The sequence below is a fragment of the Akkermansia sp. UNK.MGS-1 genome, assembly GCF_000980515.1.
GTDB classification, from domain to species: Bacteria; Verrucomicrobiota; Verrucomicrobiia; order Verrucomicrobiales; family Akkermansiaceae; genus Akkermansia; species Akkermansia muciniphila.
The window spans coordinates 1-21,594 of record NZ_LBCB01000031.1; the positions used below are offsets into that span (position 1 = coordinate 1).

The window sequence follows — 21,594 nt, forward strand, 5'->3', positions numbered from 1 at the left end:
TACAACGCGGCCAACCGCGCGGTGAGCTTCACCAGCCGGAATGGAAACACGATTATTGAGTGCGGCTACGATTACCAGGGACGGCGCTACATGAAGAAAGTCACCCAAAACGGCACGGTCGCCAGCCACGAACGGTACCTGTACCGCGGCTACCTGCAACTAGCGGCGTTGGACATGCTGGACAACCGGAACGTGCTTCGGACACTGTTGTGGGATCCTCTGGAACCGGTGGCCACCCGCCCCCTGGCCCTCGTGCAGGGCGCTTCCCTGTACTGCTATGGAACGGACTTCAACAAAAACGTGACGGAGGTCTTCGACGCACAGGGAACGATCGCGGCAACTTACGATTACTCCCCCTATGGGGCCGTGACCGGTACGGGCAGCCTCGTCCAGCCCGTCCAGTGGTCCGGCGAGATGCACGACGAAGAACTCGCCCTGGTCTATTACAATTACCGCTATTACAATCCCGCAGACGGAAGGTGGATCAACCGCGATCCCATCGCTGAACAGGCAGGATGGAATTTATATAGTTTTAATAAAAATATAATATATACAACAGATTATTTGGGATTATTATCATTGGGGCGATTTATAACTAAAAGATTGATAGGAAAAATAAAAAAATCTCTTATAACTGATCTTAATGGACCCTATATTCCAGGATATTGGGAAGAAGATGCAGAGAATTCTGGAATAATAGCAATTTGTTTGAAGTGTAAAGGAACGAATAAACCTTTTAAAATTAATTTAGGTAACAACCCTAATCGTATTGGCAATACAACTACTTTATGTAATGGATGGGAAAAAATTGCAACATTTGATGGTTATGATTTATCTTGCAAGTGGAAGGAAGTCGGAGGAAGGAATTCCGATGAAGCACCCCGATATACAGGGAGAGTTCAAAGTAAAACCTATGAGTGTGTAAAATTGTCAGGAACAGGTAGTCTGTGTGGTACTAATTTCCCAGAAGATTGGAGAGCATAGCAATGAAAATCAAAAGAAAGAAATTCTATATTGTCGCAGGAATCGCAGTCTTATGTGCTGCTTTAATATATTGGTTATTGACCATATTTTTACGAGTATACGTAATGAAGTCGCCAGTTATGGAACCATTAGTTCCAACGGGATCAATCGTTATCATGAAACGCATTCACAATATAGATGAATTAAAACGGGGAGATATAGTTCATTGGAATTTTCCTTCTTACACATCCATTCCTAGCAATACAAGTACATTAGGAATAGTAGTTGGTTTTCCCAATGAACATCTAGAGTTAAAACATGGTGATATATGGATTAATGATCAAATAGCTCATATTAGACCTTTCCAATATGTTTATACGAAATCAGAACCAAATGTGTTGGAAGGATATAAAATGAAGCAGAAATATATGAATATGATTATTCCGAAAAAAACATTCTACATCCTCTGTTTAGACAGAAATGCCATGGACAGCAGGGTAGTAGGCCCTATTCCATGGACTAATATAAAGAGTAAAGTAATTGAGCATATAAATCCTTAAATAATTATAAATCATCTATTCTATTTTTCATTTTAGGAATTATCATTTTATTCATTATATCGTCATTATTATTTTAATTAATAAACAAATTTGTGGAATCCTCTGAAACCAGTGGCAACAAGGTCATTGGTTTTGGTTCAAGATAATGCTATCTACTTTTACAGCCATGACTTCATCAAGAATGTGACGGAAGTCTTCGACGCACAGGGAACGATCGCGGCGGCTTACGATTACTCCCCCTATGGAACAGCCACCCGCACCGGAAGACTCGTCCAGCCCGTCCAGTGGTCCGGCGAGATGCACGACGAAGAACTCGCCCTGGCCTATTACAATTACCGCTTTTACAACCCCAAAGACGGCAGGTGGATCAATCGCGATCCCATTGCTGAACAGGGAGGATGGAATCTTTATGCGTTCGTTAGAAATAATGCAATAGATAAGAGGGATAGGAATGGCTTGGGATTTGACTTGCCTATTCCCCATCCAGAATTTCCTACTTCAACAAGTAATAGCGGTATTGTATGGCCCAATGGTGAATACACTCCACCCGGAATACCTCCTTCTGCACCGCTCACCCCAGATGATTTAGCATCAGAATTTTGCAGATATTCCATACCTGCACCAAAATGCACATGTCAAAATTCATCAAAAGTCCTTGATCCTTATCCAGACAAGGCAAGATCCATATGTATTGATTTTTTAAAGAAATACCAGTTTTCAATAGCAGTCATTTCGACAGCTCTTTGCCTGGTAAATGCTGAAGAACAGTGTCAAGAAATCTCGTGTTGTTCAGAAAGAAACAACTGTAGGTTGAAAGCCCATGTGACTTGTTATGCTAGTCGAGCCTTTATCCCTTTTTTAGGATTTCCGGAAGGAGGCGCTGATATTGGTTGGAATATGTTACTTAATGATTCTCAATGCGATTAATATACAACATAATCCATATCATGTTAATTTGCGGGTTGGCTCCTTGGCTTATTGGAATTGGATATTCCATATGTGTATCTAATTTTCACCATGCTCTCATGTCTGGATTTTCGATGATTATATTTTCATTTCCGGTAACATTTATATTGACTATAACCAGCTGGATAATTTGGCGTGTTTTTTGTGATAAAATAAGTAAATTCTTATCTTGTTTTTCAGGGATGATTATCGGACTTATAATAGGAGCCATGTTAAGCTATATCTTATGCGATGAACATTATTATTTTTTGATATTGTCAGGAATGGTAGGGTTAATGATAGGACATATTGAATTTTATTTATTTAATTATATAATGGATGAATAGTGAAAATATATTAATATAATTATTTAAATTAAGTTTGTTGTGCGAATAAACAAAATATTCTCTTCATTATTTAAAAATAAAAAGAAGAGTTCTTGTTGCTGAAGGATGTAGTTATTAATTACGGCAGAAACGAAATTACTGTAACCGCCCAGTGAACTTCACCAGCAAAGATGGAAACACAGCAATAGAATGCAGCTACGACTACATGGGCAGAAGGCACATGAAAAAAGTGCCCCAAAACGGCACGGTCGCCAGCCACGAACGCTACCTGTACCGGGGCTATTTGCAGATAGCCGCCTTGAACATGCTGGACAACCGTAACGTGCTCCGGACACTGTTGTGGGATCCTCTGGAACCGGTGGCCACCCGCCCCCTGGCCCTCGTGCAGGACGCTTCCCTTTACTGCTACGGCGTGGACTTCAACAAGAATGTGTCGGAGGTCTTCGACGCACAGGGAACGATCGCGGCAGCTTACGATTACTCCCCCTATGGACAGGCGGCTTCCACGGGCAGCCTCGTACAACCCGTCCACCTGTGGGATATCAAAAGCAGCAATGTCGCAGAACTCATGCACACAACGGCTGGAATCCTCATTATCATATTTTTACAGTTAATCAGTCTCCTAGAGTAGCTGGTTGCCGGTGTTTCGATAAACGTACTACAACTACAATTTCGAACAATCCCTATTATCCTGAATATACAGGTGACCTACCAAGGAGGAATTGAAACCATCAAGTAACAAAAATTATGGCAAATTATTTTTCAGGAGAAGAAATCAAAGTTGGAGATCTCATTACTACAGATAACGGACATGACAAAAATAAAGTAATGAAATTAATAGATAACACATATTTAATGCAATCTTATGGTTTAGATTGTTTTGGCGCATTATTATCTAGCAGCAGCGCTAAAGGAATGATCTTTGTATCGTTTAAAGAACTTTCATCTCCAGATACAAAATTTATAAGAAGGAAAACAATTTAAATAAAATTATGAAAACATGAATAATCATTTTAACAGATCTTTCTTTTCTATCAGGAAGCAATTTGTCATTTGCAGAAAAGGAGCAAAAGAACACACGTCAAGAATTTTCTTTTGGAGATGATCATTGTGTGACTAGATTTAATTTTTTTGAAAACTATTCAACTGATTAATACGGAAAAATATACACATTCAGTATTCAATTTCTCAAGACTGGATATGGTTAAATGGAATATTTGATAGCAGAAAGTATAATAACCGAAAATATAAATTATCCTTCTTTCCCGCATGAGTATGAACTCATCATAAATAATTGGGAAAATGTAAAAAATAGTGTGAGGAAATAAAAAATAATGATTATTATAAATCTTCTGCTTTTAAAAATTGTCATGAATGACATGATTGCAATATGCAATGGATTTTTTAAGATATGGGAAAAATAGTTTTAGTCAAAAAATATAATATATTCTACGGATTTTTATTTTCTAATTGATGCAATAGCAAGTCTTTCTTATTCTGTATTAAGAGCTATGATGCCCTGGGACACGCGACCATACGCACGCAGTGGCGGGGAACGGAATCCGTCCACAGCGACAGTTTCAGTTACAAGGCAGAAACAAACTCACCGGAGTTACCCTGAACACCACCCCTACAGTACAGCTACGATAACATCGGCAACCGCAAGACAAACGCAGGAGACAGAGAAAAAATTTATAAATGCCTATTCAATTTTATACATCTTCACGAAATTGTTATGAATTAAGATTTATTGCAACAATATATCGCCATCCGGTATACGACGAAACTTTCGAAATCTAAAAAATCATATTATGTCAAAATATATAATAATTCCTATTATTTTCACATCAACAATAGTTTATGGAGATAATCAAAAATTTAATGAATATGCAATTTTTTGCGAAAAAATGATTGTCACATTGCAGAGCTGCACGGATGAAAAATCCACTTTTTCACACTCTTCCGAATTTCCTATTATTTTATATACTGTTTTAAATGAAAATCCTTTGAAAGATTTTTTTAAATCTCAAAAGGGAGCTTTATATCATATTATGCTATTGGCGGAGATAGAAAGATCATGTTAATCAAATAAAATCAAAAAATACCTTATGCAACGGCATAGAGGATCCAAGTTCTGCTGTTTCCGCCAAGGAAAAAATTATTAATTACGTAAATAATTTAAATGATAATAAATCAGATATACTCTATTTAATTTCATATTTATTGGATATATACAAAATTAATGATTTGGAATTGTTTATGAAAATCATGTCGATATCAGATTGCGAATTGCTCAAAAAAATAGATATGATAGAAAAAAAGATTGGTTCTTTACAAATTAATCATCTGGAACGGACGACAATCAAACATTTGATAAAAGAAATTCAAAACAAATATAAAATACATGAAAATATTTATAATGAATTAAGAAAAAAATTAAACAGTAACATAGATTGATTCGTATCAAGAAGAATTTGTATATGATAAAATTGCTTCTCCGAGAGAAATCATGCTTGTCTCCAGCAGCCTGAGCTATGATGGCCTGGATGCCGTCCCCTCCTACGGTTACAGCTGCGACAACATCGGTAACCGCAAGACGGCACAGGAATTGGCCTAAGAACTCTCCTACGCAGCCAACCGCACGGCGAGCTTCACCAGCCGAGACGGAGCGACCATCTTGGAATGCGGCTACGACCGCCAGGAACGAAGGTACATGAAGAAAATCACCGTCAACGGGACAGTCGCCAGCCATGGACGAAACTGTACCAGGACTATTTACAGATAGCCGCCTCTTGACTGCCGGATGCCGAACAAATAAAATGAATAAAGAGAACCCTATATTTGTTTTCCCGGTTTATCATAACAAATACCATGCTTGATTTTCTCGTTTTCCTGCTGGATATCCCGTCCCTTCTTGCTGATTTTTCTCCTCGCGCCAAGCATAAGGGAGAATCACCGTACTGGCGTTTCATGGGGCTTTTTTTACTGACTGCAGAACTGGTTATTCTATTTTTATGGGATATTACGGAAAGCCCGCCAGCTCTTGTAGCCTGTATTACTTTGGGCCTCTGGCTGATCGCGCACCTCTCCATCCGCGCCTTCAGGAACGGGAAAAACGTAAACGGCCTCTCCGTCCGTTCCGCTCCGCCATTTTCCTCACAGGCGCCACAAAGAAATGAAGCCCCTACCCCGTATCTCCCTGAAAGGGAATAGCTATATAATTTATTTATTATCAATCATTTTAAAATATATACCCGGATTTTTGTCATACAAATTTCTTCTTTTTGAACGGATGCTCCTGTCCGGGACTCTAACCTGCATCAGCAACAAACCGGGCGGCGGGAGGTAGAGAGACCGCCGCCCATTATGGGGAGTTCTGAGTTTCATAGGTAATATAGTTGGATAAAAAACCCGCACGGGGGAAACCCTGTGCGGGTTTATTCATCCCCCCTCCCGGAATGCCGGAAAACAGGGCCGGAACAGGCCGCAGAAAATCATGGCTGAACCAAATTAAGGCTTGAGAGTTGAAGGCATCTCGCTAATCTGGCTTCAGCAAGAATCATCTGTTATCATGGTCACCACGAACGAACCGAATATTTACGAAACGGGAGTACTGGACTCCAATGCGGAAGGCAATTTTGTCTATACCACCCTGGACGCCGCCATCAACTGGATTCGTAAAAATTCCCTTTGGCCCATGCCGATGGGTCTTTCCTGCTGCGCCATTGAGTTCATGGCCGTGGCCTGTTCCCGGTATGACCTTTCCCGCTTCGGCTCGGAAGTGACACGTTTTTCCCCCCGCCAGGCGGACGTGATGATTGTAGCCGGCACCGTCACTTATAAAATGGCCCTGGCCGTCCGCCGCATCTGGGACCAGATGCCGGAACCCAAGTGGTGCATCGCCATGGGCGCGTGCGCTTCCACCGGCGGCATGTTCCGCTCCTATTCCGTACTCCAAGGCGTGGACAAGATTCTTCCCGTGGACGTTTACATTTCCGGTTGCCCGCCCCGTCCGGAGGCTATTCTGGAAGCCCTGCTCACCCTGCGCAAGAAGCTGGATACCCAGCAGCCCGCACGCACTTTCTTCAAGAAGGAAGAACCTCGCGAAGCCAACGCTCCCGTCCCGGTCAACACGGAAATGCCCCTTGAATAAGTTTTTTCAAACGTTTCTTCCGTTCACTTTTACCATTTTTTCTCCATGCTTTCTCTAGAATCACAGATTAAAACCGCCGCAGACAACGCCCAAAACCGCTTTGGGAAAGACATCATCACGGACCGCTACGAATTCCGCGGAGATATTACGCTGACCGTCGCGCGCCAAGCCGTGGCGGATGTTGTCCGCTGGCTGCGGGATTCCGCCGGGTTTGATATGCTGGTTAACCTTTCTTCCGTGGACAATATGGGGGAAAGCCCCCGCTTTGAAGTCAACTACACGCTGACACAGTCGGAAACGGGAGCGAACCTGAGCCTCAAGACGAAGGTGGACGATGGCGAAGAAGTGCCCAGCGTCACAGAAATTTTCCAGTCCGCCAACTGGCACGAACGTGAAGCATGGGACCTGATGGGCATCAAGTTCTCAGGTCATCCTGATTTGCGCCGCATTTTGATGTGGGAAGGTTATCCTTATTTCCCTCTGCGAAAGGATTTCCCTGTTCAAGGCGTACCTACTGAACTGCCGGGCGTCGCCTTTACGGAGGCGGCTCCCACCCAGGGAGCGCCGTTCGCTACGGAACAAGGCCGCTGCCCCAGTGCCTGCCGCGAACCCCGGTCCCATAAATTCTAGCCCATTTTCCAGCCCCGCAAGGCGGGGTCCCACCCATGACCCGACTCATCCTGCCCATATGCATCATCAGCCTGCTCAGCGGCTGCCAGGACGCCAACCCGGCAGAGCGGGAATGGAAGGAGCAGTTATATAAAAACCTGGCAATCGTGGGGGCCAGGAACTGGATTGTCATCGCGGAATCCTCCTTTCCCGCCTACACGGGAACCGGCATCAGAACCATGGTTTCCGACAAGACGTCGGACGAAGTACTCCTGGATGTGCTGAATATGCTGGAAGAGGAAGCCCACGTGGTGCCCCGCATCATGATCAGCTCGGAGCTGCGCAGCGTTACGGAGGACTATGCTCCCGGCATTAAGCGCTACCGCAACAATATCAATAAAATGCTTCCTGGGCGCCAGCATTTTGAACTGATGAGCCGTACGATCAATTCCCTGATCGAAGACGCGGCCAGGCAATTCAACGTTCTGGTCATTAAAACCAAGACATCCCTGCCTTACTCCAATATTTATATTGAACTGGATTCCGGGTACTGGAATTCGGAATCGGAAACGGTACTCCGCAAGTCTCTGGAAGCCAAGGACGCCGCCAACCGCCGCGCGGCCCAGGACAGAGTGCTGGACGTGCCCCTGGTTCCGGGAGCCACGCCTGCGCCACAGGGCAACAAGGAAAATCCGCCAATGCCGGGAGCTCCCGCCTCCCCCGCAGACAACCTGCCGGAGCTCCCGCGGGAAAACCGCCAACCGGCTTCCCCCTCTGGAGACAAGGCCCCCGGCGTGCCTCCGCCTCCCATCAGGGATCCTCTGGGAAGGAAAACCGCCATTGCCAGATTTTCATGAACCATCATATGGACAAGGCTACAGAAGAACGCCTCCGCGCGGAGGCATGGGTAGGGGACGCCATTCTGGCGTTGTACGTCAGGGAATGGATTCTGGCGGAGGAAGGAGCGATCAACGGCAAGCTTTTCGTAGAATTCACCAGCAATGATTTTCTGCGCCGCACCGGCAACGCCACAGGCGTAGAAGCGGAGATAGGCCGCACGTTCAAAGCGGGCGGCCTGGAAGCAGCTTATGCATGGATTGAACACCATTTGAGGCCCCGCATGGAGGAACGCTGGCACACCCTGCGCAGAAAGGTCCTCCGGTAAACTGCCGCCGCCATGCCCGCCGCCGGAACACCCCTGCCCTGGGACCGTGGCAACGGCCCTTGCGTGATGGCCCCGCCCCATTTGAGGGGCTGGGCGGAAGAGGCCGCCGCCTTTCTTTCCCGCCGGGGCATGGATGGAATCACGGCTTTCGCTACCTCCGGCTCTTCCGGTTCGCCTCCCAAAGCCATTTTATTCACCCGCCGCGCCCTGGACATATGCGCGCGCGGGGCATTGGAACATCTGCATGCGGAAAGCGGGGACTGGTGCTGCCCGCTTCCTCTCTGGCATGTGGGGGGCGCCATGATTTATCTGCGCGCGGCCCTGGCCGGAACCGCCGTCCATACGCTCCGCGGTAAGTGGTGCCCGCAGGCCTATGCCGACCTGATGAGAAGCTCAGGAGCCAGATGGTCCTCCCTGGTTCCCACGCAGGTAGTGGATCTGGTCCGCCTCGGCCTCCGCGCGCCTTCCACCGCCGGGTGCATTATCGTAGGCGGCGGCGCGCTGGACGCGGAGACGGGACGGAAAGCACGCACCCTTGGCTGGCCCATAGTGCAGAGCTACGGCATGACGGAAGCCGGCTCCCAATTAGCCACAGCCTTTCCCGGAGATTCCTTTCATACGGACCGCCTTTCCCTTCTGCCCCATTGGGAAGTTCAGACGGACAAAGGCGGCCTCCTGCGCTTCCAGGGGGAAGGCAAATTGTCCGGCCGCCTGCTGACGCAGACGCATGGAGGATTCCTTCTGGAAAGAGTCGCTCCGCAGGAGTGGTGGGGCACCCGCGACCTGGTGCGCCTGGAAGGGCGTCTGCTGACCTTTCTGCGCCGGGCGGACAGACTTGTCAAAGTCTTGGGGGAACTGGTGGATCCGGATGCCGTCCAGGACGTTTTGCGCCGCAGCGTCCCGGAGGCTGTCGTGGAGGCAGTTCCACATCCGCGCGCCGGAATGGAACTGGTCGCCTGCGGTCCTTCCGCTTCCCCTCTGGAGCAAGCCTGCCGCGAGTGGAATGCGTCGGCCCCAGGCCCCCAGCGCATCCGCGCCGTCATGGAAACGCCCATCCCCCTCACGGTCATGGGAAAGCTGGACAGAAACCGGCTGCGCTCCCAGTTGAGCGGACATCCGGAAAAGTTGAAGGGAATTTACTAAAAGGTCATCTTCCGGGGATATTCATCAAAAGAATCCGGACCTGATGGAATGAAGAAAAACGGCGGGGTTGGAATCCCCAATCCCTTGCCCACTTCATTCATCCCGTCTCCCAGGAAGCCATTTTCCTCCGCCTTGCGGGCTTCCTCACGCGTCTCCGGAACCTCCCGGCCCCACTCCATTTTTTTTCTTTAAAAAAAGAACGTGACATGACCAATAATTAAACATTCAGACACGTGAAAAACGCTTGTAGGGCAGAGGTTTTTCCTGCTAGAAAAGAGTTGATCCATGCGAGCCCGTCTTTTGCTTATTCCCTTTATTTTTTCCGTTCCGGCTTATGGCCAGGACATTCCGTCCGCCGCTGCGGCAGCTCCTCCCGGGCAGGAGGAATACGCTCCGTTCCGGGACCTTTCCCAACTGCCTATGGACGGCGGCTGGACGTACGGGGAAGTGCTGGACAAAGCCGCGGCTGGAGACTTCCGGGCCAATATGCTGGCCGGGGAATACTGGATGGGGCTTTATTACCTGAACCGTGGAGACCTGCCGCTGGCCTGCCTGGAACATATGCAGCATTTTTTCCGTGACGCGGCCACTGCATCCGGTCATCCGGCACCCAAGCTCATGATGACGGATCCTTACGGGATTTTCGGGATTTTCAAGGCGCAACCCATGCAGCCGGAACATGCGGAATGGCTGGCTGCCTGCCGCAAGCTTGCGGAAAAGGGAGACATGGACGCCATCACGGCCCTGTACACCGTCACGGATCTTCCGGAAGCCGAGTTGAGGCGCTACCTGGCCCCCCTGGAAAAGAAGGCCGCTTCCGGCGACCAGGATGTGCTGGCCCAGCTCGCTTTCATCAAAGTGGATTGGCTGAAGGAAAATCCCGCCAACGTTATAGAGACCCTGAAGCAATACCGGAAAAACGCCAAACCGGTTCTTCTGGCACGGATAGGGGAACTGGCCCTTTCCCTGGACGGCGGCCCTTCCGGAACCGGCAAGGACGGCAGGGTATGGAGGGATACGGCCATTCAATCCCTTTCCCGGGCTGCGGAAAAGGGGCACGCGGGGGCCATGCGGCTCCTGGCGGAATTGACGAAGGGGGCCGCACCGGCACAGGCCGGAAAGCTTTTGGCGGAACTGCGCTCCAGGGGGGATCTGGAAACCCTGCTGGCGGACCTCTCCGCCGGCATGAAGGAAAAAACAGGGGGAGGGAAAAGCCCCCTCCTGCAGCCTTTGTTCGAGCAGGCCAGGAAACTGGGCAGCAATAACGCCTGTGCCTGGTACGCCCAGTTAATTTCCGAAACGCAGCCCCCGCAGGAACAGGAGCTGCGCAAGGCGGCCCTTGATCTGCTGTCCCTTCATGACGAACGGGGCATGCCCTACCTGAAGGAACCTCTTTCCTTCCCCCAGAAAAAACTCAACCAGCTTCCCCCCTACGCCAAGACGCATAAGGAGCTTGAGCTGGCCTCTCAGCTTGGGGACGCAGATTCCAGCGTACAGTTGGGCGAGCTGTGGAAGGAGGAACTGGCCAATACACTGGATTCCGTAGGGAAGGCCCATGAAGCGCGGGAAAATATGCGCGTATGGTACAGGCAGGCGGCGGAGGAAGGACACCCCCTGGCCAGGCTGCGCCTGGCCCAGATGGAAAACCCGGACTTAATGGACAAACCGTCCGCAGAACCTGCCAGAACGCTGCTGAACGATTGCCTGGCAAAAGCCGCCGCAGGAGATTTCATCACGCTGAAAGGAATTTCCGAATACGTCACGCCGGAACAATGGGAACAGCTGACCGCCACCCTCCGTAAAAAAGCTCAGGGGGGGAACGCCCGCAGCCAGGCGGACCTGGCATACCTGATGTTATTCAGTTACAGGAGCGAAGAATCCGGCTACCCGGAAGCCCTGGCCTGGGCCCGGCTTTCCGCCGGACAGGGGGATCCCTGCGGCATGTACGTGCTCGGCCGCGCCCTCATTTATGAATTCGGCCTGGAAAAACGCATGGCCGAGGGGGATTCCTGGATGTTCCGGGGAGCCTTGAAAGGCCATGTGGACGCGGCGGACATGTGGAGTTCCAACAATGAGAACCTGCAGCCTTACAGCGCCATGATGCACGGTCTGGCGGCACGGGGACATATCCCTTCCCTGCTTTTCCTGGCCAACCAGGCGGCCTATCCCCAGAATACGGGGGAAACAGCGGCCCTAGACAACGGATCCACTTCCGCCTGCCAGCAGGTCAAGCTGACCCTGAACGGAGGGGACGCCAACACTCCGCCGTGGCTCCGGAAACCGGAACAGAAGGGTAAGGAGGAAGATACTCCGGCGGATGCCGGAACCGTTCCTCCCTGGATGACCCCGTCCGGCAGGGAACGCCAGGCCCCGGCCCCGAAAACCATCAATCCGGAAGCCGTGAAATTCTGGGAACAGGCTGTGGAACTCGGCAGCCTGACGGGACTGGACGAGCTGGCCAATTATTATGAAACCGTGGCAGGGAATGTGCAGGAGCCTGCGGAACGGCAGCAGCTTCTGGCCTCTGCCATGACGGCAGCCACCGCCCTGGTGAAAAAGGAGGACGTACGCGGTTTCAAGAGGCTGGCCCGCTATTACGGGCAGGGCATCGGCGTGCAGCCGAACAGGGAACTGCACAAGGATTATGTACTGAAAGCCGCGGAAACCAGGGATCCGGAGGCTCTGGTGGAGAAGGCGCGCCTGCTCATCAAGGGCGAGGATCTGGAGCCGGACCCGAAATTGGCGCTGGATATTCTGACCGATCTGGAAGAGAACCAGACGCATGCGGTGCCCGGCATGCATTTCCTGCTCGGCTACTTGCATGAAGAAGGCCTCGGCACCCCGCAGGATATGGCCCTGGCCTATCAGTTTTACATCAAGGGGGCGGAACAGGACGACGCCAAGTGCATGAACAACCTGGGTTCCATGTATGAACGCGGCACCGGCGTAGCCAAAGACCTGGCCGAAGCCCAAAAGTGGTATGAACGGGCGGCGGAGCTGGGGAATGAAGACGCCCTTGCCAATGTGGAACGGGTAAGGGAAAAACTCAACACGAAGAAGAAATAGGCTCCTTTCCCGTTCCGGAAATGCCACGGAATGGCGGCAGAACACAAATTTTTGGCGCAGGTTTCTGCAGACGGCAGAAAATAATGTGTGCGAAGCGGACGCGATTTTTTAAAGCGGCCTTGCCTGTTTCAAGGGAAGTAAATGATTTTGAAATTCGCGCATTCTTACACAACTAGCCAGCCGGCCGGTGCGGCACGGATACGCGAAACTTCTAATCCGGGGCCATGCCGCTCCGGGCCGGGAGGCATTCTCAAAAAAACGTCATCAGCAAATAAGCGGCTCTTTTGAAAAATACCTTAATTATCAATGCTGTTGACCATTTCATCCGTCCCTGTCCATCAAACCGGAAAAACTGCGTGGAATGAAAGTAAAAAAGGAGGGGATAATTCATCCCCTCCTCACATAAAACCGGCTTTGACACAGTCTGCCCGGTTATAATCATTTGTATGCCCGTCATCAGTTTCTGCGGCGGCGCAGAAGAAGAGCGCCCAGGCCAAGAAGTCCCAGAGAGGCCGTAGCCGGTTCCGGCACTGCTCCCCCGGAAATAAGAATATTGCTGATCTCACACCCCATGCCGCCGGCATTGGCCACACGGGTATTATTGAATATTAAGCCAAAAGAAGAATAATTCGCATCGGGGTCCAACTGCAGGTCGAAAGAGACATCAACAGGCTCATTCTGGGTAAGAGAAGCTTTGGCATTTTGCAAAGACCATGTTCCTATGACCGTGGATGTTCCCTCGGCCGTGAATCCATACACATTGCAGGTATAATCGCAGTTGAAATTTGCGGCTCCCCAAGCAGAGGTGTAAGTAATCGTAAAAGACATCTTGGCTGACTCCACTCCTGAAGGCATGTCAAATTTGAGACCGGCAAAATTTCCCTTGCCGACATCGGCTACTCCGCCGAGTTGAAGACCAAGGGAACCATCGTTTAACGACACCTGGCCCGACAAAGCGCTTTTCGTTATAGTTCCATGCCAGACATCGGTTTCATAACCAAAGATATCCTGGGGTGTTATTCCGTCAAGGGATACGGTGTTCTGAGCCCCGCCCCCGGTTGGAGAAAGATCCAGAGAAAACGAGGCAGCATTTGATAGAGAAGACAATGCCAAGGCGGCTAAAAGACAAAGTGTTTTTCTCATGACAAAAAAATCCGTACCGGATTTAGAATCCGCATTTCGAATGCAAAGAATGAAACATTTTTGGTACAAAGAATGATTCAGTCATTGGCATTTCATCTCATTATGTATGTAATGCATTAATAATTTAATCTAAAAATTATTTTCATGGGGAGAAGCGCCGTTTTTCTTCCCTTCTGTGTTTCCATAATGGGCGAAGGGGACAATTCGTTTTTTTTCCGTTCGGGACTGGAGGAAAAAACATGGTAACAGATTCAGTTATCTACATTTTTGATTCTTTTATGTTGACACCGGATTCTAAATTCGCCTAAGAAAGGAGAGTATTTTATATACAAAAAGGCGCAGGCATTTTGGATGCCTGCGCCTTTTCCTCTCCCACAAGGAGGAAAACCGCATCAATAATTCAGGATGCCTTCCGCGACCTTGCGTTCGAAGTCAGCAACATCTACCACCTGCCCGCTCAGCCGGGCGTGTTCCGTGGCAAAGGCCATCACATGGGAATGGGCGGATTCCTCAATGGAAGTGGTCATATCTTCCGGAGAGGGCACCGTCAGCATGTCATCATACAGAGCCTCAATCAATCCCCAGTCGCCGCCGCCGTGCCCCTGGTAGCCTCCGGCCAGTTCCTCCAGCTCCACCACGCGGGTTTTTCCACCAAAGTGGGGCGTCACGGTTATTTCACCGGGGCCGTTTTCCTTGTAGAAGACTCCGGCTCGGATTTTGCCTTTGGTGCCATACACTTCAATGTGGCGCCCCTGTTCGAAAGCCGTCATCGTGAACGTGCCCGTCAAGCCTCCCTCAAAGCGCATGATAGAAACCTGATGGTCCGGCTGGTCGTTGTCGCACTGGAGGTAGTCCCTGCCCCACGGGGAGGTTTTCAGCCATTCGCAGATTTCCTCTGCGGTAGCTTCCTGCGCCCGGTCATATACCATGCCCAGCCAGCGTTTGCATTCGTCGTCCGTGGCGTATTTGCGGGCGTCCCAGGGGTCTTCCCCCACCGGGGTGGTCCAGTCCGTGCAGCGTTCCGGCCGGGGTGAGGAGAGCGTCTTTTTCGTAAAGAAGGTAAGCTCCCCGAAGCTGGCGACGGAAAGGCATTTACGCCGGCCCATGAGCCAGTAGAGGATATCCATGTCATGGCAGCATTTGGCAACGATCATGGGAGTGGAGGTTTTGCTGTTGCCCCAGTGTCCGCGCACGAAGGAGTGGGCAAAGTGCCACGCCCCCACGCCTTCATTGGCATTGAAGGTGATGACTTCCCCGATTTCCCCGCTGTCGATGATTTTTTTCAGGGTCCGGTAAAACTGGGTGTAGCGCAGCACGTGGCACACGGCCACGCGGCGCTTCAGCAGGCGCGCCGTATCCCTCAGCTCCAGCGCTTCTTTCAGCGTCTTGGCGATGGGCTTTTCCAGCAGGACATGATAGCCCAGCTCCATGGCCTTCCTGCACGGAGCGTAATGGTAGTCGTCCTGCGTGCCGATGATGGCCACGTCCGCCAGGCGCGGTTCCGCCAGCAGGGAAGCGGCATCCTTGAACAGGCGGACGGAATCCCGTTCCTCCTCCGGGGCAAAGTCGCGAACGGCTTCCGTGCGCTGTTTGACGGGATCCGCCGCGGCGGCAATGCGGTAGCGGTTTTTTTGTTCCATGGCCAGCTTCATGTAGGTGCGCGTACGGGAACCGCACCCGATGCCGGCGAGGGAGAGTCTCTTTTGTTCAGGCATAAGGATTGTGCAGATAATATGGGTAGAGAGGTTAAAGAACGCCGGATTTGACAAGCAACGCTTCCGCGTCCGGATCACGGCCCATGAAGTCGCGGTAGAGTTCAGCAGCAGGCTTGCTGTTGCCCTTGCTGAGGATGCAGCGGCGGAAGTCGCGCCCGGTCCGGGGATTCAGCACTCCTTCTTTCAGGAAGCGGCTGAAAGCGTCCGCTTCCAGCACCTCCGCCCATTTGTAGGAGTAATAACCGGAAGCATAACCCGTGGGATCCGCGAAGATGTGGGTCAGGCGGCGCGCCACGGAAGGGCCGCGGTCCGTCATCGGCACCCGGTAATCCGCCAGAATGCGTTCATCCGTTTCTTCCAGCGGAACACCCTTGTACTGAGGCCAGTTTACGTGAAGCTCCAGATCCAGCTTGCCAAAGCAGAGCTGGCGCATGAAATCCGTGCCGCTCATATAATTGCGGGCGGCGCGCATTTTGGAGAACAGTTCGTCCGGTATTTTTTCACCCGTTTCATAGTGGGCGGCGAAGAGGTCCACGGATTCACGCTCCCAACACCAGTTTTCATTAATCTGGGAGGGCAGTTCCACAAAGTCCCAGGCAACGTTGGTGCCCGACAGGGACTTCACTTCCACATCGGAAAGGAGCTGGTGCAGCAGGTGGCCGAATTCATGGAAGATGGTTTCCACCTCCCGGTGGGACAGCAGCGCGGGCTTGTCCCCTACGGGCTTGGTCATGTTGCCGACCATGAGACCCAGATGGGGAACGCGGGGTTTTCCGCCGTGCGGAGGTTCCCCTACGCTCAGGTAGTTCATCCACGCTCCGGCGCGCTTGGAGTCCCTCGGATGCCAGTCCGCATAAAAGGAACCCAGGTGTTCCCCGCTTTCCGCATCATGCAATTCATAGAACAGGACGTCCGGATGCCACACCTCCACCGCGCCTTCCGGCGCTTCCCCGGATTCACCGGATTCACCGGGCTTGAACGCCACCGTGGGACGCGGCGTGACCGTGATGCCGTACAGGCCGGAGTAGATGGAAAAGAGCCCTTCCATGACTTTTTCCACGGAGTAATACGGGCGCAGGTCTTCCTCGTCAAAAGCGTACAATTCGCGGCGGCGTTTTTCAGACCAGTATCCGGTTTCCCACGGGGAGAGCTTTTCCACGGGTTTTCCTGTTTTTTCCTCCTTGTACCTGCGAACGGCTTCCATGTCCTTCAGGAAAGAGGGCTTCACCCTGTCATGCAGGTCGTTGATGAATTTCAGGGCGTTGGCTCCGCTCCCGGCCATGCGGCGGGAAGTGGCGTAATCCGCAAAGCAGCCGTACCCCAGCAAATGGGCTTTCCTGTCCCTCAGTTCCAGGATTTCAGCGATAAGGGCTTCATTATCGTATTCTCCGCCCTTCCCGATGGAACAGGAGCCCTCCCACATGCGGCGGCGCAGGCTGTCCGAGTCCGCAAACTGCATGACAGGCTGGAGGGAGGTGAATTTCTGGGTGAAGCGCCAGCGGGGGGCTTCTTCCGTGCCGTGGCCGTTGGCCAGGGCATCCAGGCGGGCGGCTTCCTTCGCGGAATCCGGCAGCCCGGAAAGTTCCGCTTCATCTTCCACAATGAGTTCCCAGGCGTTGGTGGAGTCCAGCACGTTTTCCGCGAATTTCTTGGTCTTCAGGGAGAGCTGGGCTTCTATCTCCGCATATTCCGGCTTCACGTCGTCCGGCAGGTCCGCCCCGCTCTCGCGGAAGTCCGCCAGCGTTTCCTGGATGAAACGCTGCCTGACGGGGGAAAGGCTTTTCACCCAGTCACAGGAGGCCGCGGCTTTCAGCACCGTCCACAGGCGCGGGTTCAACGGCACGGAGGAGGAGAAAGCCACCACTTCCGGCAACATTTCCCCTATGGCCTCCCTCTGGGCGGGTTCGTCATTGACGGAGTCCAGGTGCATGATACGGCCCCAGCCCAGGTGCAGATCCTCGGAGGCCTTTTCCAGAGCGCCGAAGGTGCTTTCATAAGTCAGGGACTCCAGCGGCTGGTCGCAAATGGTCCGGATATTCTCTTTGGCGCGGGAGATGGCTTCCGTGATGTCCGGCCTGATGGCCTCCGGCGTAAGCCGGGACCAGGAAACCAGAAAGGAGGGGTCCAGATAGGGATGGTTCATATTGCTTGATGTATGATGTTATTGAAAATGAAAACGGACGCGTTCCGGTATTTGCCGCAACAGCCATGAAAAAATAAAACTTACCATGTTTAAGGAACATCCGGCGGAACAGCCGCAACCTGCTGAGCATCTTGATGAATGCTGCGGCGGATCCGGCCTCCGGGGCATGCGGACCGAACATCTTCATAGCGGCGGAGAAGGAACCCGCAACCTTCCGGGCACGGCTTCACGCCCCTTTTTTATCACCGCAGGCTTATTTTTCAAGATGAACAAGCTTCCTGTCCCGGGATTGGACGTCATGTTCCATCGTGATGAGGGGGAATGCCATCTCCAATCCATCCATGAGGAAACCGGGCATCAAAACCGCTCCCCCACGTTTATTCCTAATTATTTTCCGGAAGAACGGGCCTTGTCCAGGGTCTCCAGCACTCCGGCATGGTTCGGGAAGCGTTTCAGCGCCTGTTCGCACATATCCGCGCATTCCCGGAATTTTCCGGCCTTCAGGTAGGCGCGGGCCAGCACCCATTCCGCAGGGTATGGCACTACGGGAGGCAGGAGCAGGGAGGAAAAACGCTGGCTCCGTATGGCCTCGGACATCCAGACATTGGCGGAATCCGGGAACATGAGGGAGCGGATTTCAGAAGAATACAGGCTGCCCGTCTGGAGACAGCGCGCCCAGTAGGAGACGCTCATCTGCCTCCGGGCGGCGTCCGCGCCGTCCATCAGCAGCCGCAGAATGCCGGACATCTTGTCAAAGGCGGACGCCACGGCGTCCGTTCTGCCCTGCCTTGCGGCGTAGCATGCGCCCATGTATTGGGAGGCCACTGCGGTCATGCCGTTGCTCAAATCCGGAAACCCTTTGGGGAGAGGACCCGGAAAAGCCTTGAGCACAAGGGCCTGCCGGGGAAGGCCGGGCCGGGCCAGCATCAGGCGCGCAGGCAGCGTCCTGGCCTCCCACAGCTGAAGGAGGGTTCCGGGAGCCAACGGATGCTTTTTGTCCAGGGGAACGGAAGCGGCTCTGGAGGCGATGGCTTCCGCCCTTTTGTAACGGCCGGCGCAGAATTCGGAAACGGCACGGTAAAGGATGGAACGGAAGTAGGCGTCATCAAGCGCGGGAGACACGTTTTCCGCCTTCTCCCAGGCCAGGCACAGATTTTCAGACTCCTTGAACGCGGCGGATGCCCCTTCATAATCTCCCGTGCGGAACAGGCAATGGCCCAGTAAATGATGGGCGGATGCGGAAAAGGGGTTGGCGGACACGGCCCTGCGGGCGGTTTCCACCGTTGCCGGATAAATGGATGGCGCCACCTCTTCCAGCAGGGCGCGCATGAACAGGGCGGCCTGGGAGCCGGGGCGTTCCTTCAGGACGTCTTCCACCACGCGGACGGCCTCCTTCTGCCCTTCTCCGGGGTTGCCCTGCCCGTCAAAGCCGTCCCGGAGGAGCATGGCGTAAAAGAGGGGGGCGTATGGGTCGCGCTTCCAGGTGGAACAGATGGTTTTCCACGCTTCCCGCGCCTTCACGGGGCCATCCATCAGCAGCACGGCCAGGGCATCCGCATAAGCGCGTTCCCGTTCCGGGCAGTCCGGGCGCAGCGCCAGCTCTTTCATGTGCTTCATGGAATGGACGCGCTGGTTCTGGAAGGCGGGCCCCGCGCCCATCAGGCTCATGCACCTGCCCCAGTGGGCCATGAGGCAGTCCGGGTCCAGACGGAGAGCGGCGTCAAATTTAAGGAAAGCCCTCATGTCCCCGAACGTGAGCAGATGCGTCATTCCCTCCAGCACCAGCATTTGCGCGGCGGGAGATGAGGAACCCACCATCATCGGCTCCACGCCGGGCGGCAGCACGGCAGGCTGCGCCGGAACGCCGGCGCGGAAGACGGCTTCCCGCCAGCCGTTCAGAGACGGGCTGTTCATCCAATACCCGTGTGCCCCGTCCGCGGCGGCGGAAGAACACCCCGCCACGGCGGCGGCCAGCAGGACATGGAGGAAAGAGGCGTCCATACGGAAGAAACGGTTACATCCTGTCCGGAAGCTGGATGCCCAGCAGGCCCAGCCCGTGCTTCAGCGTGCGTGCGGTCAGCTCGCACAGGGCCAGGCGGGAGTGCCGCACCGGCCCCTCCGACTTCAGGACCGGGCACGCCTCATAGAAGGAATGGAAAGCCCTGGCCAGGTCAAACAGGTAGGCGGCCAGCACGTTCGGACGGCAGTCGTCCAGCACCTGCGGCACCACTTCCCCGTAGCGGGCCAGAAGCCGGGCCAGATGGATTTCCGCATCTTCTGAAAGCTGAATGGGGGCGGACCAGTCCAAAGGCCCGCCGTCCAGCTTGCGGAAGATGGAGCGGACGCGCACGTAGGAGTTCTGGAGGTACGGCGCCGTATCTCCCTGAAGAGCCAGCATCTTGTCCCAGTTGAAAACGTAATCCGTCATGCGGTTCTGGGACAGCTCCGCAAACTTCACGGCGCCTATGCCCACAACTTCCGCCACGCGCTTCTTTTCCTCATCCGGCATGTCCGGGCTCTTCTCCTCCACCACGCGGGCCGCGCGTTCAATGGCTTCATCCAGCACATCCTGCAGGGAAACCGTATCCCCGGAACGCGTCTTAAACGGCTTGCGGTCGTCACCCAGAATGGAGCCGAACGCAATGTGCCGGTAGTCCCCGTCCATGCCGCGGCGGCGCTGCGTGGAGAAAATCTGCCTGAAATGCAGGGCCTGAGGGGCGCCCACCACGTACCAGATGGAATCCGCGCCCCACGTCCTGATGCGGTGGTCCAGCGTCGCGAGGTCCGTGGTGGCGTACAGGAAGCCTCCGTCCGCTTTCCTGATGATGCAGGGGTTGGCGCGCCATTCCCCCTTGTCCTGCACGAGGAAGGGGTCTTCATTAGGCGGCACGGAACCGTCGGAAAACACGCAGATGGCCCCGTCGCTCTCCCGGGCCATTCCGGAGGCGATCATGCCGTCCACCAGCGGGGCCAGGGCATCATTGTAAAAGCTTTCCCCCAGCCAGTAATCAAAATGGATGTCAAGCTGGTCGTAAATTTTGGAAAGGCCGGATTTGGAAACTTCCACGCAGCGTTTCCAGATGGCCAGGTTTTCCCCGTCCCCGGCCTGGAGCTTCACCAGTTCCGCCTTGCAGGTATCCAGCAGTTCCGGCTTTTCCTTGCACATCAGGTTCACATCCTTGTACACCCGCAGCAGCTCGTCAATAGGGTTGGCGGCCAGGGCCTGCTCATCCAGAATATTCTTCCAGCCCCACAGGATCATGCCGAACTGGGTACCCCAGTCCCCGATGTGGTTGTCCGTAATCACATGGTGCCCCACAAAACGGGCCACGCGGGAAAGGGCGTCACCAATAATGGTGGAGCGGATGTGGCCCACATGCATCGGCTTGGCGACGTTGGGAGCGGAAAAGTCAATGACAATGGTTTTGGGGGCCTGCACTTTTTCCCCCCCCAGCCGGTCATCCGCCAGCATGGCCAGCAGGCGCGCTGCGTAAAATTCCGGCCTGATGCGGAAATTGATGAATCCGGGCCCGGCAATTTCCAGGGAGCACACGGCATCCTGCCCTATCCGGTCCGCCACCTGCTGGGCGAGCACACGGGGATTCGTGCGGCACCGCTTGGCAAGCACCATGGCGGCGTTGC

At 52.9% G+C, this 21,594-nt stretch carries 20 protein-coding genes; 14 read left to right on the top strand and 6 right to left on the bottom strand.

Annotated features, from left to right (window positions below; translation table 11 throughout):
- From WW58_RS09915 to WW58_RS13470, 3 genes are all read left to right on the top strand, one after another.
- Positions 1-984, top strand: a 984-nt coding sequence (locus WW58_RS09915) for an RHS repeat domain-containing protein (RefSeq protein ID WP_046437349.1), incomplete at its 5' end; no start/stop codon positions are given.
- Positions 985-986: 2 nt separating this feature from the next.
- Positions 987-1,523, top strand: coding sequence for a signal peptidase I (gene lepB, locus WW58_RS09920; RefSeq protein WP_046437351.1), 537 nt, complete (start codon positions 987-989; stop codon positions 1,521-1,523).
- 90 nt (positions 1,524-1,613) lie between these two features.
- Complete coding sequence (locus WW58_RS13470; RefSeq protein WP_102734204.1) at positions 1,614-2,450, top strand: RHS repeat domain-containing protein; 837 nt, start codon at positions 1,614-1,616, stop codon at positions 2,448-2,450.
- A gap of 85 nt (positions 2,451-2,535) precedes the next feature.
- Here the strand turns inward: WW58_RS13470 and WW58_RS13475 are convergent, their stop codons facing one another.
- Positions 2,536-2,700: a hypothetical protein gene (locus tag WW58_RS13475; protein ID WP_153816447.1), complete on the bottom strand. Its 165-nt coding sequence runs from the start codon at positions 2,698-2,700 to the stop codon at positions 2,536-2,538.
- Between the two features lie 335 nt (positions 2,701-3,035).
- On the opposite strand from WW58_RS13475, the gene WW58_RS09930 reads away from it, so the two are divergent.
- The 11 genes from WW58_RS09930 (at position 3,036) to WW58_RS09975 (ending at position 12,951) form a co-directional block, all read left to right on the top strand.
- Complete coding sequence (locus WW58_RS09930; protein ID WP_149874784.1) at positions 3,036-3,446, top strand: hypothetical protein; 411 nt, start codon at positions 3,036-3,038, stop codon at positions 3,444-3,446.
- 116 nt (positions 3,447-3,562) lie between these two features.
- A complete protein-coding gene (locus tag WW58_RS13480; protein WP_128153568.1) occupies positions 3,563-3,799 on the top strand; it encodes a hypothetical protein in 237 nt (78 codons plus the stop codon).
- Between the two features lie 827 nt (positions 3,800-4,626).
- Positions 4,627-4,899 (top strand): hypothetical protein, encoded by a 273-nt coding sequence (locus WW58_RS13485; RefSeq protein ID WP_215833556.1) that lies wholly within the window; start codon positions 4,627-4,629, stop codon positions 4,897-4,899.
- Between the two features lie 184 nt (positions 4,900-5,083).
- Positions 5,084-5,272 carry a hypothetical protein gene (locus tag WW58_RS09935; RefSeq protein ID WP_288143448.1) on the top strand — a complete coding sequence of 63 codons (189 nt, stop codon included), beginning with the start codon at positions 5,084-5,086 and terminating at the stop codon, positions 5,270-5,272.
- A gap of 414 nt (positions 5,273-5,686) precedes the next feature.
- Positions 5,687-6,028, top strand: coding sequence for a hypothetical protein (locus tag WW58_RS09940; protein WP_094137864.1), 342 nt, complete (start codon positions 5,687-5,689; stop codon positions 6,026-6,028).
- Positions 6,029-6,386: 358 nt separating this feature from the next.
- Positions 6,387-6,968 carry an NADH-quinone oxidoreductase subunit NuoB gene (gene nuoB / locus WW58_RS09945; protein WP_012421178.1) on the top strand — a complete coding sequence of 194 codons (582 nt, stop codon included), beginning with the start codon at positions 6,387-6,389 and terminating at the stop codon, positions 6,966-6,968.
- A 45-nt stretch (positions 6,969-7,013) separates the two neighbouring features.
- Positions 7,014-7,598: an NADH-quinone oxidoreductase subunit C gene (locus WW58_RS09950; RefSeq protein ID WP_012421179.1), complete on the top strand. Its 585-nt coding sequence runs from the start codon at positions 7,014-7,016 to the stop codon at positions 7,596-7,598.
- 35 nt (positions 7,599-7,633) lie between these two features.
- Positions 7,634-8,434, top strand: a complete 801-nt coding sequence (locus WW58_RS09955; RefSeq protein WP_012421180.1) for a hypothetical protein — start codon at positions 7,634-7,636, stop codon at positions 8,432-8,434.
- Complete coding sequence (locus tag WW58_RS09960; RefSeq protein WP_022196822.1) at positions 8,431-8,742, top strand: hypothetical protein; 312 nt, start codon at positions 8,431-8,433, stop codon at positions 8,740-8,742. The genes WW58_RS09955 and WW58_RS09960 overlap by 4 nt, the downstream gene beginning before the upstream one ends.
- Positions 8,743-8,754: 12 nt before the next feature.
- Entirely contained in the window at positions 8,755-9,885 is a 1,131-nt protein-coding gene (locus WW58_RS13490) for an AMP-binding protein (protein ID WP_102738160.1), read from the top strand.
- Between the two features lie 285 nt (positions 9,886-10,170).
- The gene (locus WW58_RS09975) at positions 10,171-12,951 is read left to right on the top strand and encodes a tetratricopeptide repeat protein (protein WP_046437363.1); all 2,781 of its coding nucleotides are present in this window, start codon (positions 10,171-10,173) and stop codon (positions 12,949-12,951) included.
- Positions 12,952-13,407: 456 nt separating this feature from the next.
- On the opposite strand, the gene WW58_RS13495 is transcribed toward WW58_RS09975, so the two are convergent.
- From WW58_RS13495 to argS, 5 genes are all read right to left on the bottom strand, one after another.
- Entirely contained in the window at positions 13,408-14,094 is a 687-nt protein-coding gene (locus tag WW58_RS13495; RefSeq protein WP_022196826.1) for a PEP-CTERM sorting domain-containing protein, read from the bottom strand.
- A 392-nt stretch (positions 14,095-14,486) separates the two neighbouring features.
- Entirely contained in the window at positions 14,487-15,809 is a 1,323-nt protein-coding gene (locus tag WW58_RS09990) for a Gfo/Idh/MocA family protein (RefSeq protein ID WP_022196827.1), read from the bottom strand.
- Positions 15,810-15,840: 31 nt separating this feature from the next.
- The gene (locus WW58_RS09995) at positions 15,841-17,952 is read right to left on the bottom strand and encodes a M3 family metallopeptidase (protein ID WP_046437369.1); all 2,112 of its coding nucleotides are present in this window, start codon (positions 17,950-17,952) and stop codon (positions 15,841-15,843) included.
- A 387-nt stretch (positions 17,953-18,339) separates the two neighbouring features.
- A complete protein-coding gene (locus WW58_RS10000) occupies positions 18,340-19,953 on the bottom strand; it encodes a tetratricopeptide repeat protein (RefSeq protein ID WP_046437372.1) in 1,614 nt (537 codons plus the stop codon).
- A 13-nt stretch (positions 19,954-19,966) separates the two neighbouring features.
- Positions 19,967-21,594 (bottom strand): arginine--tRNA ligase (gene argS / locus WW58_RS10005; RefSeq protein ID WP_046437378.1); only part of this gene is annotated, 1,628 nt, incomplete at its 5' end.

What these genes read in the sequence shown, in the direction of transcription:
- nuoB (WP_012421178.1), top strand. Translation starts at nt 6,387, where the DNA reads ATGGTCACCACGAACGAACCGAATATTTACGAAACGGGAGTACTGGAC.
- WW58_RS13480 (WP_128153568.1), top strand. Translation starts at nt 3,563, where the DNA reads ATGGCAAATTATTTTTCAGGAGAAGAAATCAAAGTTGGAGATCTCATT.
- WW58_RS09935 (WP_288143448.1), top strand. Translation starts at nt 5,084, where the DNA reads ATGTCGATATCAGATTGCGAATTGCTCAAAAAAATAGATATGATAGAA.
- WW58_RS09975 (WP_046437363.1), top strand. Translation starts at nt 10,171, where the DNA reads ATGCGAGCCCGTCTTTTGCTTATTCCCTTTATTTTTTCCGTTCCGGCT.
- WW58_RS09955 (WP_012421180.1), top strand. Translation starts at nt 7,634, where the DNA reads ATGACCCGACTCATCCTGCCCATATGCATCATCAGCCTGCTCAGCGGC.
- WW58_RS09950 (WP_012421179.1), top strand. Translation starts at nt 7,014, where the DNA reads ATGCTTTCTCTAGAATCACAGATTAAAACCGCCGCAGACAACGCCCAA.
- WW58_RS13490 (WP_102738160.1), top strand. Translation starts at nt 8,755, where the DNA reads ATGCCCGCCGCCGGAACACCCCTGCCCTGGGACCGTGGCAACGGCCCT.
- WW58_RS09990 (WP_022196827.1), bottom strand. Translation starts at nt 15,809, where the DNA reads ATGCCTGAACAAAAGAGACTCTCCCTCGCCGGCATCGGGTGCGGTTCC.
- WW58_RS09940 (WP_094137864.1), top strand. Translation starts at nt 5,687, where the DNA reads ATGCTTGATTTTCTCGTTTTCCTGCTGGATATCCCGTCCCTTCTTGCT.
- WW58_RS09930 (WP_149874784.1), top strand. Translation starts at nt 3,036, where the DNA reads ATGAAAAAAGTGCCCCAAAACGGCACGGTCGCCAGCCACGAACGCTAC.
- WW58_RS09960 (WP_022196822.1), top strand. Translation starts at nt 8,431, where the DNA reads ATGAACCATCATATGGACAAGGCTACAGAAGAACGCCTCCGCGCGGAG.
- WW58_RS09995 (WP_046437369.1), bottom strand. Translation starts at nt 17,952, where the DNA reads ATGAACCATCCCTATCTGGACCCCTCCTTTCTGGTTTCCTGGTCCCGG.
- WW58_RS13495 (WP_022196826.1), bottom strand. Translation starts at nt 14,094, where the DNA reads ATGAGAAAAACACTTTGTCTTTTAGCCGCCTTGGCATTGTCTTCTCTA.
- lepB (WP_046437351.1), top strand. Translation starts at nt 987, where the DNA reads ATGAAAATCAAAAGAAAGAAATTCTATATTGTCGCAGGAATCGCAGTC.
- WW58_RS10000 (WP_046437372.1), bottom strand. Translation starts at nt 19,953, where the DNA reads ATGGACGCCTCTTTCCTCCATGTCCTGCTGGCCGCCGCCGTGGCGGGG.
- WW58_RS13475 (WP_153816447.1), bottom strand. Translation starts at nt 2,700, where the DNA reads ATGGCTCCTATTATAAGTCCGATAATCATCCCTGAAAAACAAGATAAG.
- WW58_RS13485 (WP_215833556.1), top strand. Translation starts at nt 4,627, where the DNA reads ATGTCAAAATATATAATAATTCCTATTATTTTCACATCAACAATAGTT.